This window comes from Streptomyces sp. SAI-170, from assembly GCF_049739565.1.
GTDB lineage: Bacteria > Actinomycetota > Actinomycetes > Streptomycetales > Streptomycetaceae > Streptomyces.
In genome coordinates this window covers 2,280,350-2,294,632 of sequence record NZ_JBMGQD010000001.1, presented here as the reverse complement: position 1 = coordinate 2,294,632, position 14,283 = coordinate 2,280,350, and the positions used below count along the sequence as shown (strand labels likewise).

Here is a 14,283-nt window from a genome sequence, read left to right as displayed (position 1 = left end):
CCGGGGGACGCCGAGTAGGGCGTGACAGGTCCCTCGCAGTCAGTGGGCCCCCGTAGGATGGACGGCATGGCCAAGACCAGTACGACGACCCAGGGGCTGCGTGCGGCGATCGAACGCAGCGGCTACTACCCGGCCCTCGTGGCCGAGGCGGTGGAGGCCGCTGTGGGCGGCGAGCCGATCCGGTCGTACCTGGTCCACCAGGAGACCACGTTCGACCAGAACGAGGTCCGCCGGCATGTGACCGTACTGGTCCTGACCGGCACCCGTTTCATCGTCAGCCACACCGACGAGCAGGCCGCCGACACCACCTCCCCGACGCCGTACGCCACCACCTCCACGGAGTCGGTGAAGCTGGGCCGGATCTCGTCGGTGGTGGTGAGCCGGGTCGTGGCCAACCCGGAGCAGTACACGCCGGGCACCCTGCCGCGCGAGGTCGTGCTGACCATCGGCTGGGGCGCGGTGTCCCGGATCGACCTGGAGCCCGCCGCCTGCGGCGACCCCAACTGCGACGCCGACCACGGCTACACCGGCAACTCGACCGCCGACGACCTCAGCCTGCGCGTCAGTGAGGCGGGGGACGGCCCGGAGACCGTGCGCCAGGCGCTCGCCTTCGCGCAGGCCGTCTCCGAGGCCACCGCGGACACCACCCGCTGATGGTGCACCCCGCCCCCTGGGACCACCCGGAACCCCTCGCCGTCGCCTCCGCGCCCGTACCCGAGTACGGCAGCGGCTCGCTCGCCGACCTGCTGCCCACGCTCGCCGCGGGCATGGGCGTGCCCGGCCTGACGGCCGCGATCCCGGAGCTGGCCGCGGCCGACCGGGCCTGCGTCTTCCTGATCGACGGCCTCGGCTGGGAGCAGCTGCGCGCGCACCCGGACGAGGCGCCCTTCATGACCTCGCTGCTCGCGAGCTCGCGCGGCGGCACCGGGCGGCCGCTCACCGCCGGCTACCCGGCGACCACCGCGACCTCGCTCGCCTCCGTCGGCACGGGCCTCCCACCGGGCGCCCACGGACTGCCCGGCTACACCGTGCGCAACCCGGCCACCGGCGAGCTGATGAACCAGCTGCGCTGGCAGCCGTACAGCGACCCGCGCGCGTGGCAGCCGTACCCCACGGTCTTCGAGCTGGCCAGCCGGTCGGGAGTGCACGCCGCCCAGGTGTCGTCCCCCGCCTTCCAGAACACCCCGCTCACCAAGGTCGCCCTCAGCGGCGGCACCTTCCACGGGCGGCTCACCGGCGAGGAGCGGGTCGACTTCGCGGCCGAGCAGCTCGCGGCCGCCGATCGGGCCCTGGTCTACACGTACTACGCCGAACTGGACGGCGCCGGGCACCGCTACGGCGTCGAGTCCGACACCTGGCGCGGCCAGCTGATGTACGTCGACCGGCTCGTGCAGCGGCTGGCCGAGCAGTTGCCGCCGCGCACCGCGCTGTACGTCACCGCCGACCACGGCATGGTCGACATCCCCTTCGACGAGCAGCACCGCATCGACTTCGACGAGGACTGGGAGCTCCAGGCCGGCGTCACCCTGCTGGGCGGCGAGGGCCGGGCCCGGCATGTGTACGCGCTGCCGGGCGCCGAGTCCGACGTCCTGATCTGCTGGCGCGAGGTGCTCGGCGAGCAGTTCTGGGTGGCCTCGCGGGACGAGGCGATCGCGGCGGGCTGGTTCGGGCCGCACATCGACGAGCGGGTGTACGCGCGCATCGGCGACGTGGTCGCGGCCGCCCGGGACGACGTACTGATCATCGCCTCCGAGCGGGAGCCCAAGGAGTCGGCGATGGTCGGCAACCACGGCTCGATGACCGCGGCCGAGCAGCTCGTCCCGCTGCTCGAAGTCCGCTCCTGAATCCCGACCCCTCACATTCTTCGCCGAAAGGTGTTCAACCTGCCATGCCCGAGCTGGTGTTCTTCTCCGGAACGATGGACTGCGGGAAGTCGACGCTGGCTCTGCAGATCGAGCACAACCGCTCGGCCCGCGGGCTCCAGGGCGTGATCCTCACCCGCGACGACCGGGCGGGCGAGGGCAAGCTCTCCTCGCGCCTGGGGCTGGTGACGGACGCGGTCGAGGTCGAGGACGGTATGGACCTCTACGCGTACCTCGTCGACCATCTCTCCCACGGCGGACGGGCGGACTACGTCATCGCCGACGAGGCGCAGTTCCTCGCGGAGGAGCAGATCGACCAGCTCGCGCGCGTGGTGGACGACCTGGGCCTGGACGTCTACGCCTTCGGCATCACCACCGACTTCCGCTCCAAGCTCTTCCCCGGCTCCCAGCGGCTCGTCGAACTCGCCGACCGCGTCGAGGTGCTCCAGGTGGAGGCCCTGTGCTGGTGCGGCGCCCGCGCCACGCACAACGCCCGTACCGTCGGCGGCGAGATGGTCGTCGAGGGCGCCCAGGTGGTCGTCGGCGATGTGACCCGCTCCGCCGACGAGATCGGCTACGAGGTCCTGTGCCGCCGCCACCACCGCCGCCGCATGACCGCGGCCACGGCCCACGCGGCCGCCCTGTCCCCGGACGTCCTGCCGGTGCCGTCGGCGTAGCACGCGCCGGATCTCCCGCAGATCAGGCCGTGTGCTGGATCAGTGCGAAGCGGGCGCCCTCGGGGTCGGTGGCGGTGGCGACGCGGCCGTGGGCGCTGTCGTGCGGCGGGGTGAGGACGTGGCCGCCGAGGTCGACGAGGCGGGTGAGGGCCGCGTCGGTGTCGGCGACCTCGAAGTAGGTCAGCCAGTGCGGGCCGCGGTCGCGGGGCAGGGCGTTGCCGAGGCCGTGGACGTCGGCGACGGGGCGGCCGTCGAGGAGCAGGGTGACGTCGTCGGCGGTGGCGTCCGCGGACGGCGCGGACTCCTGGCGCTCGTAGCCGAACACCGTCTCGTAGAACTTGACGACGGTCGCCGACTCGAAGGTGAGGAGCTCGTTCCAGGCGGGCGTTCCGGGCACGCCGGTGATCGCGGTGCCGAGATGCGCGTCCGCCTGCCAGATGCCGAACACCGCGCCCGCGGGGTCCGAGCCGATCGCGATCCGGCCGGCCTCGGCGGCGTCCAGCGGGCCGACACCGATCGTGCCGCCGCACAGCCGGACGGTGTCGGCGGTCTGGTCGACGTCGTCCGAGGCCAGATAGGGCGTCCAGGCGATCGGCAGATGCCGGTCCGGCGGAAGCTGTCCGATGCCGGCCACCTCCTGGCCGTCGAGCACGGCCCGCACATAGGGCCCGAGTTGCTGCGGGCCCGGGCGGAACTCCCAGCCGAACAGCGCTCCGTAGAACTCCTGCGTCGAGGTCAGCCCGTGCGCCATCAGGCTCACCCAGCAGGGTGTGCCGGGCGCGTTCCGGGCGCGTGCCGCCCCGTTCGGACCGGCCGGACCCTGTGCCTCGGTCATCGTCACTCTCTCCTCGGCCCCTTGGCGGTGGCCGTGTCGCCGTCGCTCTGCGGATCCCCGTGCCGATGCTCGCACCACCCGTGGTGCGACGCGCTCCGGGCGCGCCGCCGCGTCGCGGCCGGTGAGCCGCCCCACACCGGAGGATGCCCGGGGTGTGGCTGCTCGACCGTTTCCGTGCCATTGCCGACGGATGCCGATCGGCAGTACAGCAGGTGCTCGATCACGTACGCGGGGTGACCGGACGTGTGGCGGAGCAGAGTAGCCGGACCTGGACGCCGCGGCCACCCGGTGCGCAAGGATGGTGACCATGAACGCCATCATCTCCGCATCCGAACTTGCGAGCGAACTGGCGGGCGAGAACCCGCCAGTCGTGCTCGACGTCCGCTGGCAGCTCAGTGTCGCCAAGGCAGCCGGTGAACCACCCTTCGACGGCCGCGCCGCGTACGCGTCCGGGCACATCCCGGGCGCCGTATTCGTCGACCTGGACCGGGAGTTGGCCTCCGAGCCGGGCAAGCACGGCCGGCATCCGCTGCCGGATGTGACCGAATTCGGTGCGGCGATGCGACGGGCGGGTGTGTCGTCCGCGCGACCGGTGGTCGTGTACGACGGCGGCCAGGGCTGGGCGGCCGCACGCGCGTGGTGGCTGCTGCGCTGGACGGGTCACCCGTTCGTGCGGGTTCTCGACGGCGGGTTGCCGACCTGGGAGGGGCCGCTGTCGACGGACGCGTCCTCGCCCGCGGAGGGCGACTTCCGGCCGGAGCCGGGGGCCGTGGATCTGCTGGACGCTGACGCGGCCGCGGCACTGGCCCGTTCCGGGGTGCTGTTCGACGCGCGCGCGGGGGAGCGCTACCGGGGCGAGGTCGAGCCGATCGACCCCGTCGGCGGCCACATCCCGGGGGCCGTCTCCGCGCCGACCAACGACAACGTCGGCCCCGACGGCCGCTTCCTGCCCCCTGACGCCCTCCGCCGCCGCTTCGAGGACCTCGGCGCCGCGAACGGCACCCAGGTCGGCGTCTACTGCGGCTCCGGCGTCTCGGGCGCGCACGAGGTCCTCGCCCTCGCCGTCGCCGGCATCCCGTCCGCCCTGTACGTCGGCTCCTGGTCGGAGTGGTCCAACGACCCGTCCCGACCGGTCGCGGTGGGGCCGGACCCGCAGTAGGGCGTCCGGCGGTACAGGCAGGCAGGCCGGGTCTGCGGCCGACGCGGGCTACGAGAGGAGGCTCGCGTCGGCCGCGGTGCTCGGGCGTGCTCGTCGTAGGCGTGCAGGTCGCGCAGGACAGCCTGCGGCAACCCCGTGCGGCAAGGGCCGAACGGGGATGTCGCTCGGGTGAGGACTAGTCCTGCTTCTTGCGGCGGGTGCCGAAGACGATCTCGTCCCAGCTCGGCACGGCAGCACGGCGGCCGGGGCGGACGCCGTCGGCCTCGGCCTGACGGTCGGTGGCGCCGACGAGGCGGTCGCGGTGGCTGCCGACGGAACGGGGCATGAGGACGTCCGCGTAGGCGGAACCGGCCGAGGCCGCGGGGGCCGGCGGTTCCTCGGGCACGGGCTCGTCGGCGGGTTCCTCCGAGGGCTCGGCGGGCCGCTCGGGCACCACCAGGTCGCCCCGGAAGCTCGGCACCGCCTCCAGCAGGCTGGTCAGCGAGTCCCGCTCGCTCGGCGTCTCCTCCACCGGCTCCGCCGGCGGCAGGCTCGGCCGCTCGCGGTCGGCGGTACGGTCCAGCGGGCGGTCGCGCGGCAGCCGGGCGATCCGGGGCACGAACGGAAAGCTGGGCTCCGGCGCACCGAGGTCCTCGGACTCGCCGATCAGCGAGCGTGCCTCGGAGTCGACGGCCTGCACGAGCCTCCGCGGCGGGTCGTACGTCCAGCTCGCGGAGTGCGGCTCACCGGCCACGCGGTAGACCAGCAGCACTTCCCAGGTGCCGTCGTCGCGGCGCCAGGAGTCCCACTGGACGGTGTCCTTCTCGGCGCCCCGCAGCAGCAGCCGCTCCTGCACGGCCTCGCCGAGCAGCGGGCCGGAGTTCTCGCCGGGGCGGCGGACGGGCGTCTTACGGGCGCGCTCGGCCATGAAGGCACGCTCGGCCAGTACGGGCCCCTCGAAGCGCCGTACGCGCTCGACGGGGATGCCGGCCATCTGGGCGACCTCTTCCGCGGTCGCGCCCGCGCGTATCCGCGCCTGGATGTCACGGGGGCGGAGATGGCTCTCCACCTCGATCTCGATCTGGCCGAGGCGGGGACGGTCGCCGCGCACGGCGGCGCGGAGCCGTTCGTCGATCGGAAGCGTGTACTCCGTGCTGTCCGCAGCCTTCAGCACCAGCCGTGTGCCGTCATTGGAGACGGCCACGACACGCAGTTCGGGCATGGGGACCTCCCGGGTGGTGCCTGCCGACGTCACGTGCGTCGCTGCTTCCGCTAGTCGAGTGTGGCCTGCCCGGGTGCAGCCTGCCACAACCTTGCCGAGTTGCCCGGCGTGTCGGGCACGGGCCCTGGATCGCCGTTATGGCACGGTTACCTATTCGCAACGCTAAGTGACCAACTCCGTCACCCTGTGCAACTAGCCCCCTCCCGGCGGTCCTTGAAGGCCCCGACACCCTGGCGGGAGACCGGACCCAGGGCTCGCAACAGTACTCCATTCGGGCCATCTGCGTGGATGGCCGCGCCGCTCAACTTCCCCCGGAGCGCGGGAGTCGGGCGCCTTGGGCGGATTTCTCGATCTTGAGCGTGGCGTACTTCACGTAATCGCCAGAAACGGAACTTACCGTTTCGTCCGTACGTCCCTTCTTCCGGTACTTCTCCCAGCGCACGGGCGAGCAGATCCGTGACACACCGCGAGCGGCCGCCGGCCCGAGCCGAGTTCGCGCCCGGCGAATGCCGCTACGCCCCCAGAACCCGGCGCAAGTAGTCGTTCTGGAACAGCCGCTGCGGATCCAGCCGGTCCCGCAGCGCCGTGAACTCGCCGAAGCGCGGATAGACGCCGGCGAGGTACTCCGCGTCGCGCGTGTGCACCTTGCCCCAGTGCGGGCGCCCCTCGTGCGCGGTGAAGATGCGCTCGGCGGCGGTGAAGTACGCCTGGTAGGGCGTGCCGCGGAACATGTGCACGGCGATGTAGGCGCTGTCCCGGCCCGACGCGGTGGACAGCGTGATGTCGTCGGCCGGGGCCGTGCGCACCTCCACCGGGAAGCTGACCCTCAGCGGGGACCGGTCGACCATCGCCTTCAGCTCGCGCAGGGTGTCGACCAGGGCCTCGCGCGGAACGGCGTACTCCATCTCCACGAACCGCACGCGGCGCGGCGAGGTGAAGACCTTGTACGGGATGTCGGTGTAGGTCCGCGCGGACAGCGCGGTGCTGGAGATCCGGGCGATCGTGGGGATCGTGCCCGGCGCGGCGCGGCCGACCCACTGGGCCGCCTGGAAGACGCCGTTGGAGAGGAACTCGTCCTCGAACCAGCCCGCGACCCGGCCCACCGGACGCTCGGGGCCCGCGCTGCGGTTGTTGCGCTTGGTGTTGGTGTTCCCGGTGTGCGGGAACCAGTAGAACTCGAAGTGCTCGTTCTCGGCCCACAGTTCGTCGAACTCGGCGAGGACCCTCTCCAGCGGCATCGGCTCCTCCCGCGCGGTGAGCAGGAAGACCGGCTCCACGGCGAAGGTGATCGCGGTGACGATGCCGAGGGCGCCCAGGCCGATCCGGGCGGCCGCGAAGACGTCCGGGTTCTCTTTCTCCGAGCAGGCCAGCACCGAACCGTCGGCCAGGACCAGTTCCAGGCCCTTGATCTGCGCGGCGATGGAGGCCGACTCCCGGCCCGTGCCGTGGGTGCCGGTGCTGGTGGCGCCGGAGACCGTCTGCTCCATGATGTCGCCCATGTTGGTGAGCGACAGGCCCTCGCGCGCGAGCGCCATGTTGAGTCTCTTGAGCGGGGTGCCCGCCTCCACCGTGACCGTCATGGATTCCCGGTCGATGGTGCGTATCCCCGTCAACAGTTGAGGGCGTATCAATACACCGTCGGTCGCGGCTATGGACGTGAAGGAGTGCCCCGTGCCGACGGGTTTGACCTTCAGCCCGTCCTGGGCCGCCGCGCGGACGACCGCCGAGAGTTCCTCGACGGAGGCGGGTGTGGCCTCCCGCGCGGGGCGGGCACTGACATTGCCGCCCCAGTTACGCCACGTGCCGCTCTTCCCGCTCGCTGTGCTGCTCAACGGTGCCTCCCCGACCCGGAGCCGGCCTGCCGAGCCGGCGGTAGCCCAGGAAACCCACCGCGACCGCGACGGCCCCGGCGACCGCCGGAACCCCGTACCCGGCACGCGCGCCCGAGGCGTCGATCACCCAGCCGGCGAGCGAGGAGCCGAGCGCGACCCCCACCGCGAGACCGGTGCTCACCCAGGTCATGCCCTCGGTCAGCTGCGCGCGTGGTACGTGCTGCTCGATGAGGGACATGGTGGTGATCATCGTGGGAGCGATGGCCAGACCCGCAACGAACAGCGCCACGGCCAGAAACGGCAAGTTTCCGACCAGTAGGAGGGGGATCATACTCACGGCCATCGCGCAGACACCCAGCAGCCAGCGACGTTCGGGCGCCCCCTTGAAGTGCAGCAGCCCGAACACGGCCCCCGCGACACAGGATCCGGCCGCGTACACCGCGAGGACGACGCTCGCCGCGCCCTTGTGGCCGCGTTCGTCGGCGAAGGCCACGGTGACCACGTCGACCGCGCCGAAGATGGTGCCGGTCGCCGCGAAGGTGCCCACCAGCACCTGCAGTCCGCGCGAGCGCAGGGCCGTGCCGCCGCCGTGCTGCGCGCGCGGGTGCGGGGCCGGCTCGGTGGCACGCTGTGCGGTCAGCCAGAAGACACCCACCGCGAGGAAGCACGCGGCGAGCAGCGGGCCGGCCTCCGGGAACCAGGCCGTGGACAGGCCGATGGAGAAGATCGGCCCGAAGATGAAGCAGACCTCGTCCACCACGGACTCGAAGGAGTACGCGGTGTGCAGTTGCGGAGTGCCCCGGTACAGGGTCGCCCAGCGCGCCCGGATCATCGCGCCGACGCTCGGCACGCAGCCGATGCCGACACAGGCCGCGAACAGCACCCAGTCCGGCCACTCGTAGTGCGCGGCCAGCAGCAGCACGGCCGCCGCGCACAGCGACACCAGCGTCGCCGGGCGCAGCACCCTGCGCTGCCCGTACTGGTCGACCAGGCGTGAGACCTGCGGTCCGGCCACCGCCGCGGCCAGCGCGATGGTCGCCGACAGCGCACCGGCGAGGCCGTACCGCCCGGTCAGCTGGGAGACCATCGTGACCACGCCGATGCCCATCATCGACAGCGGCATACGGCCGAGGAACCCCGCCGCGGAGAAGCCCTTGGTGCCTGGGGCAACGAACAGGGCGCGATAGGGGCTGGGCACAGGGCACTCCGGGGGCTCGGCAGGGCGTCTCCGCACGACTTCGGGGCACGGCTTCTCGGCACGGTCGCTCGGTAAGGCGCGAAGACAGTCCTTACAGCTTACGAGTTAGGTGACCCTAATGCACCCCGTTCTCCGGGCGGCCGTTTTCCGGCTGTCAGTGCCGGGTGGCAGGATCGGAGGCATGCCAGACGCGCTCGATGCCAGCCCCTACGACGCCCTGCTCCTGCTCTCCTTCGGCGGACCCGAGGGCCCCGACGACGTGGTCCCGTTCCTGGAGAACGTGACGCGCGGCCGGGGCATCCCCAAGGAACGCCTGAAGGAAGTCGGGCAGCACTACTTCCTGTTCGGCGGGGTCAGCCCCATCAACGACCAGAACCGCGCCCTGCTCGACGCCCTGCGCAAGGACTTCGCCGAGCACGGTCTGGACCTGCCGGTCCACTGGGGCAACCGCAACTGGGCGCCGTATCTGACCGACACCCTGCGCGAGATGGTCGTCGATGGCCGGCGCCGCGTCCTCGTCCTGGCCACCAGCGCGTACGCCTCCTACTCGGGCTGCCGCCAGTACCGCGAGAACCTCGCCGACGCGCTTGCCGCGCTGGAGGCCGAGGGGCTCCCGCTGCCGCAGATCGACAAGCTGCGGCACTACTTCAACCACCCGGGCTTCGTCGAGCCGATGATCGAGGGCGTTCTGGCGTCCCTCGCCGACCTGCCCGAGGACGTCCGCGACGGCGTCGAGATCGCCTTCACGACGCACTCCATCCCCAACTCCGCGGCCGACGCCTCCGGCCCCGCCCCGGACCACGGCGACGGCGGCGCGTACGTCGCCCAGCACCTGGACGTGGCCCGGCTGATCGCCGACGCCGTCCGCGAGCGCACCGGCGTCGACCACCCCTGGCGGCTCGTCTACCAGTCCCGCTCCGGCGCCCCGCACATCCCGTGGCTGGAGCCCGACATCTGCGACCACCTGGAGGAGAGGCACGCCGCCGGGGTGCCGGCCGTCGTGATGGCGCCGATCGGCTTCGTCTCCGACCACATGGAGGTCCTGTACGACCTCGACACCGAGGCCACCGCCAAGGCGGCGGAGCTGGGCCTGCCGGTGCGCCGCTCGGCCACCGTCGGGGCCGACCCGCGCTTCGCCGCCGCCGTGCGCGACCTGATCCTGGAGCGCGCCGCCGTCGAGCGCGGCCAGGAGGTCACACCCTGCGCCCTGGGCGCGCTCGGCCCGAGCCACCACCTGTGCCCCGTGGGCTGCTGCCCGGCCCGCGCCCCGCGCCCGGCCGCCGCGGGCGCCGACAGCCCCTACGCCTGAGGAGCGACGTGACCGACGCCCAGCACACCGACGCCCTGCACTCGGAACTGCTCGACCTCGCCCGTGAGGCCGCCCGCCGGGCCGGCGCGCTGCTGCGGGACGGACGCCCCGCCGACCTCGCGGTGGCCGCCACCAAGTCCAGCCCCATCGACGTCGTCACGGAGATGGACATCGCGGCGGAGAAGCTGATCACCGGCTTCCTCTCCGAGCACCGCCCCGAAGACGGGTTCCTCGGCGAGGAGGGCGCCTCCAGCGAGGGCAGCTCGGGCGTGCGCTGGGTGATCGACCCCCTCGACGGCACGGTGAACTACCTCTACGGGCTGCCGACCTGGTCGGTGTCCATCGCCGCCGAGCAGGACGGCGAGACCGTCGTCGGCGTGGTGGAGATCCCCATGCGCGGCGAGACGCACAGCGCGGTGGCCGGCCGCGGGGCGTGGGCCACCGGCGCCTGGGAGGGCGAGCGGGCCCTCGCCTGCCGCCCGGCGCCGCCGCTGGACCAGGCGCTGGTCTCCACCGGCTTCAACTACGTCAGCGAGGTGCGGGCCCACCAGGCCGAGGTGGCACACCGGCTGATCCCGCTGGTACGGGACATCCGGCGCGGCGGATCGGCCGCGGTCGACCTGTGCGACCTGGCCGCCGGCCGCCTCGACGGCTACTACGAGCGCGGTCTGAACGCGTGGGACATCGCCGCCGGGGACCTGATCGCCCGTGAGGCGGGCGCCCTGACCGGAGGACGCCCCGCTGAGCGCCCGGGACGTGCCCTGACGGTCGCCGCCACCCCGGGTGTCTTCGAGCCCCTCCAGCGCCTGCTGGAGGACTTCGGCGCCTGGCACGACTGAGTCCCCCTCCGAGGGCCTCGCCCACACAGCGACGGGCCCCCGGCGCTGGATTCGCCGGGGGCCCGCCACTGGTCGGCCGAGCTCGTCAGACGCTGTACGCGCCGACCTCCACACCGTGTTCGGCGGCGAGGCGGCGCAGGTCGTCGAGTTCGCCCTGCTCCACCTCGACGAGGAAGTCGTCGCCCTCGTCCAGGGCCCGCGTCAGGTCGGACTCGGTCGCCTTTATGCGCTGCAGAAGTCCTGCGGTGAATGCGTCCATGCTGCGCCCCCTCGTCCTGGGTCGTGGGTCTGTGGCACGGGGGTGTGCCGTTCGGAAGGGGCGATCACGTCTCCACGGATGCCCGGCGCAGCCGTGCCGGGCGGCGACGGTGCCGGACACCCACGCCCGCTCTGCGGCAAGCGGACCAAGGCGTACCGCATGTGCTGCGGCACTGGCAGAGCGTGATCGCGGGGTGTAGAACCCGTCCTCCCCGCGCTCCATTCCGCGGAAACCTCAACCGCCGGAGAAAATCTGGCATTCCCGCCCCGGCACACCACAGTCCCCGGCCCCGCCACCTCCCGCTCACCTGTCCCTTCCCACCCGCCCACCTGGCCCTTCGCGGCCGCTCACCCGGCTCTTCGCTCCCGCTCGCCCTGCCTGAGCGCCCGCCCACCTCGCCTTACCGCCGACTTATGGCCGAAAAGGGCAGGATGGAGGCCAACACACCCACGACCCCCTGCCCGCGCGCGCTCCGCTACGCGGGTGGACACAGGAAGGACAGCGACGTGCGCGTACTCGTCGTCGAGGACGAGCAACTGCTCGCCGATGCGGTGGCCACCGGACTGCGCCGGGAGGCCATGGCCGTCGACGTCGTGTACGACGGTGCGGCCGCCCTGGAGCGCATCGGCGTCAACGACTACGACGTGGTCGTCCTCGACCGCGACCTGCCCCTGGTGCACGGCGACGACGTCTGCCGGAAGATCGTCGAGCTGGGCATGCCCACGCGCGTGCTGATGCTCACCGCCTCCGGCGACGTCAGCGACCGCGTCGAGGGCCTGGAGATCGGCGCCGACGACTACCTGCCCAAGCCCTTCGCCTTCAGCGAGCTGATCGCGCGCGTGCGGGCCCTCGGCCGGCGCACCAGCGTGCCCCTGCCGCCCGTCCTGGAGCGGGCCGGCATCAAGCTCGACCCCAACCGCCGCGAGGTCTTCCGCGACGGCAAGGAGGTCCAGCTGGCGCCGAAGGAGTTCGCCGTGCTGGAGGTGCTGATGCGCTCCGAGGGCGCGGTGGTCTCCGCCGAGCAGCTCCTGGAGAAGGCCTGGGACGAGAACACCGACCCGTTCACCAACGTCGTCCGGGTCACCGTCATGACCCTGCGCCGCAAGCTGGGCGAGCCCCCGGTCATCGTCACCGTGCCCGGCTCCGGCTACCGGATCTGATCACCCGTGGCCGCGACTCCCGCGCCTCCCCAGGCGCCCCCGAAACCCACCTGGGACCCCCGAAGGCCGGAACCGCCCTTCCCCTGGCTGCGCCCGACCATCCGCATACGGCTCACGCTGCTGTACGGCGGCATGTTCCTGATCGCCGGCATCCTGCTGCTGTCGATCATCTACCTGCTGGCGGCGCAGGCACTGAACTCGGGCAACGAGCCCCTGTTCAAGATCGTCGGCGGCAAGGCGATCGAGGTCACCAGCGACAGCTGCCCCGCGATCAACACCGACAACCTCCCGCTCAGCGTCTTCAACGACGCGATCAGCGCGTGCATCGACCAGCAGCGCCGGGTCGCCCTGGACCGCCTGCTCAGCCGCTCCCTGCTGGCCCTCCTCGGCCTCGCCGTCATCGCGTTCGCCTTCGGCTACGCCATGGCCGGCCGGGTCCTGTCGCCGCTGGGCCGGATCACCCGCACCGCCCGCGCGGTGGCCGGTTCGGATCTGTCCCGACGGATCGAGCTGGACGGCCCGGACGACGAGCTCAAGGAACTGGCCGACACCTTCGACGACATGCTGGAGCGCCTGCAGCGGGCCTTCACCGCCCAGCAGCGCTTCGTCGGCAACGCCTCGCACGAACTGCGCACGCCGCTGGCGATCAACCGCACGCTGCTGGAGGTGCACCTGTCGGACCCGAACGCGCCGGTGGAGCTCCAGCAGCTCGGCAAGACGCTGCTGGCCACCAACGAGCGCAGCGAGCAGCTCGTGGAGGGCCTGCTGCTGCTCGCCCGCAGCGACAACCAGATCGTCGAGCGCGGCCCCGTCGACCTGGCGGAGGTGGCCTCCCAGGCCGTCGACCAGGTGCACGCCGAGGCCGAGGCCAAGGGCGTGGAGCTCCGCGGCAAGCGGGAGCCCGCGATCGTGCAGGGCAACGGCGTGCTGCTGGAGCGGATCGCGCTGAACCTGGTGCAGAACGCGGTGCGGTACAACATCCCCGAGAACGGCTGGGTCGAGGTCACCACCGAGGTCCAGCACGGGCAGGCGGTGCTGGTCGTCTCCAACACGGGGCCGGTCGTGCCGGCGTACGAGATCGACAACATCTTCGAGCCGTTCCGGCGGCTGCGCACCGAGCGCACCGGGAGCGACAAGGGAGTGGGCCTCGGTCTGTCCATCGTGCGGTCCGTGGCCCGGGCGCACGGGGGGCATATCTCGGCCCAGCCGAGGGACGGCGGTGGACTCACGATGCGGGTCACGCTGCCGGTCTGAGATCATGTCGCCGACACACGCGAGGATGTTCGCTTTGCGCGGAATTTTCCGGGCACTCGGGAAGCTTCATCGTGTGTGATCGATCACAAGGGCGAATTTCCAGCCATCTACTCTCCGTGATCATGCAGGCTGTCGGAAAGTCGGGAAAATCCGTGTTTTCCGGGGTCCTGATCACGGGAAGTACACGGGGAGGCGCCTTTGAACTGCAGTGATAGGGCCGTGTACGGTCCCGATCGCCACCTAAACCGATCACTCGTGAGGAGTCCGGTTGGGTGTCGATTGAGTAACAGACCTTGATGTGAGGCAAAATCTCCGCCTCAGGTCGGGCACAAGTCCGGCCTCTCACGCGTTACGTGCGCTGGAGACACCGCAGACACCCGGAGGGGGAGAGCGACATGGCAACCGATTACGACACCCCACGCAAGACCGACGACGACGTCGACTCGGACAGCCTGGAAGAACTGAAGGCCCGGCGGAACGACAAGTCCGCGTCGTCCGTCGACGTCGACGAGTTCGAGGCTGCAGAGGGACTGGAGCTGCCCGGCGCGGACCTCTCCAACGAGGAGCTGGCCGTCCGTGTCCTGCCCAAGCAGCAGGACGAGTTCACCTGCATGAGCTGCTTCCTGGTTCATCACCGCAGCCAGCTGGCCCGCGAGAAGAACGGCCAGCCGATCTGCCGCGACTGCGACTGAGGCCGG

General features: G+C 71.8%; 14 protein-coding genes. 9 read left to right on the top strand and 5 right to left on the bottom strand.

Annotated features, from left to right (window positions below):
* Positions 1-57: 57 nt before the first annotated feature.
* The 3 genes from RKD23_RS10130 to RKD23_RS10120 are packed head-to-tail and all read left to right on the top strand — an operon-like array spanning position 58 to position 2,539.
* Positions 58-654, top strand: coding sequence for a DUF5998 family protein (locus tag RKD23_RS10130; RefSeq protein WP_404033729.1), 597 nt, complete (start codon positions 58-60; stop codon positions 652-654).
* Positions 654-1,844, top strand: coding sequence for an alkaline phosphatase family protein (locus RKD23_RS10125; protein ID WP_424853389.1), 1,191 nt, complete (start codon positions 654-656; stop codon positions 1,842-1,844). Before RKD23_RS10130 ends, RKD23_RS10125 begins: the two co-directional genes overlap by 1 nt.
* 44 nt (positions 1,845-1,888) lie before the next feature.
* On the top strand, positions 1,889-2,539 hold the full coding sequence (locus tag RKD23_RS10120) for a thymidine kinase (protein ID WP_424853388.1): 651 nt from the start codon (positions 1,889-1,891) through the stop codon (positions 2,537-2,539).
* A gap of 22 nt (positions 2,540-2,561) precedes the next feature.
* Here the strand turns inward: RKD23_RS10120 and RKD23_RS10115 are convergent, their stop codons facing one another.
* The gene (locus tag RKD23_RS10115; RefSeq protein WP_424853387.1) at positions 2,562-3,374 is read right to left on the bottom strand and encodes a VOC family protein; all 813 of its coding nucleotides are present in this window, start codon (positions 3,372-3,374) and stop codon (positions 2,562-2,564) included.
* Between the two features lie 307 nt (positions 3,375-3,681).
* Here RKD23_RS10115 and RKD23_RS10110 point away from each other — a divergent pair, with 307 nt between their 5' ends.
* A complete protein-coding gene (locus tag RKD23_RS10110; protein WP_424853386.1) occupies positions 3,682-4,533 on the top strand; it encodes a sulfurtransferase in 852 nt (283 codons plus the stop codon).
* A 175-nt stretch (positions 4,534-4,708) separates the two neighbouring features.
* Here RKD23_RS10110 and sepH read toward each other — a convergent pair whose 3' ends face one another.
* The 3 genes from sepH to RKD23_RS10095 form a co-directional block, all read right to left on the bottom strand.
* Positions 4,709-5,734, bottom strand: a complete 1,026-nt coding sequence (sepH, locus tag RKD23_RS10105; protein ID WP_424853385.1) for a septation protein SepH — start codon at positions 5,732-5,734, stop codon at positions 4,709-4,711.
* Positions 5,735-6,246: 512 nt separating this feature from the next.
* Complete coding sequence (locus RKD23_RS10100) at positions 6,247-7,566, bottom strand: D-arabinono-1,4-lactone oxidase (RefSeq protein ID WP_424853384.1); 1,320 nt, start codon at positions 7,564-7,566, stop codon at positions 6,247-6,249.
* Positions 7,526-8,764: an MFS transporter gene (locus RKD23_RS10095; RefSeq protein ID WP_424853383.1), complete on the bottom strand. Its 1,239-nt coding sequence runs from the start codon at positions 8,762-8,764 to the stop codon at positions 7,526-7,528. The genes RKD23_RS10100 and RKD23_RS10095 overlap by 41 nt, the downstream gene beginning before the upstream one ends.
* A 181-nt stretch (positions 8,765-8,945) precedes the next feature.
* On the opposite strand from RKD23_RS10095, the gene RKD23_RS10090 reads away from it, so the two are divergent.
* Together RKD23_RS10090 and RKD23_RS10085 are read left to right on the top strand one after the other, a co-directional pair.
* Positions 8,946-10,073 (top strand): ferrochelatase, encoded by a 1,128-nt coding sequence (locus tag RKD23_RS10090; protein ID WP_424853382.1) that lies wholly within the window; start codon positions 8,946-8,948, stop codon positions 10,071-10,073.
* Between the two features lie 8 nt (positions 10,074-10,081).
* Complete coding sequence (locus tag RKD23_RS10085) at positions 10,082-10,912, top strand: inositol monophosphatase family protein (RefSeq protein ID WP_424853381.1); 831 nt, start codon at positions 10,082-10,084, stop codon at positions 10,910-10,912.
* 85 nt (positions 10,913-10,997) lie between these two features.
* On the opposite strand, the gene RKD23_RS10080 is transcribed toward RKD23_RS10085, so the two are convergent.
* Positions 10,998-11,171 carry a hypothetical protein gene (locus RKD23_RS10080; protein WP_404033435.1) on the bottom strand — a complete coding sequence of 58 codons (174 nt, stop codon included), beginning with the start codon at positions 11,169-11,171 and terminating at the stop codon, positions 10,998-11,000.
* Between the two features lie 506 nt (positions 11,172-11,677).
* Between RKD23_RS10080 and RKD23_RS10075 the strand changes: the two genes are divergently transcribed.
* The 3 genes from RKD23_RS10075 (at position 11,678) to RKD23_RS10065 (ending at position 14,277) form a co-directional block, all read left to right on the top strand.
* Positions 11,678-12,331 (top strand): response regulator transcription factor, encoded by a 654-nt coding sequence (locus RKD23_RS10075; RefSeq protein WP_003993508.1) that lies wholly within the window; start codon positions 11,678-11,680, stop codon positions 12,329-12,331.
* A 6-nt stretch (positions 12,332-12,337) separates the two neighbouring features.
* Positions 12,338-13,585 carry a sensor histidine kinase gene (locus RKD23_RS10070; RefSeq protein WP_424853380.1) on the top strand — a complete coding sequence of 416 codons (1,248 nt, stop codon included), beginning with the start codon at positions 12,338-12,340 and terminating at the stop codon, positions 13,583-13,585.
* Positions 13,586-13,980: 395 nt separating this feature from the next.
* Complete coding sequence (locus tag RKD23_RS10065; protein WP_043504706.1) at positions 13,981-14,277, top strand: DUF4193 domain-containing protein; 297 nt, start codon at positions 13,981-13,983, stop codon at positions 14,275-14,277.
* The last annotated feature ends 6 nt before the right edge of the window (positions 14,278-14,283 follow it).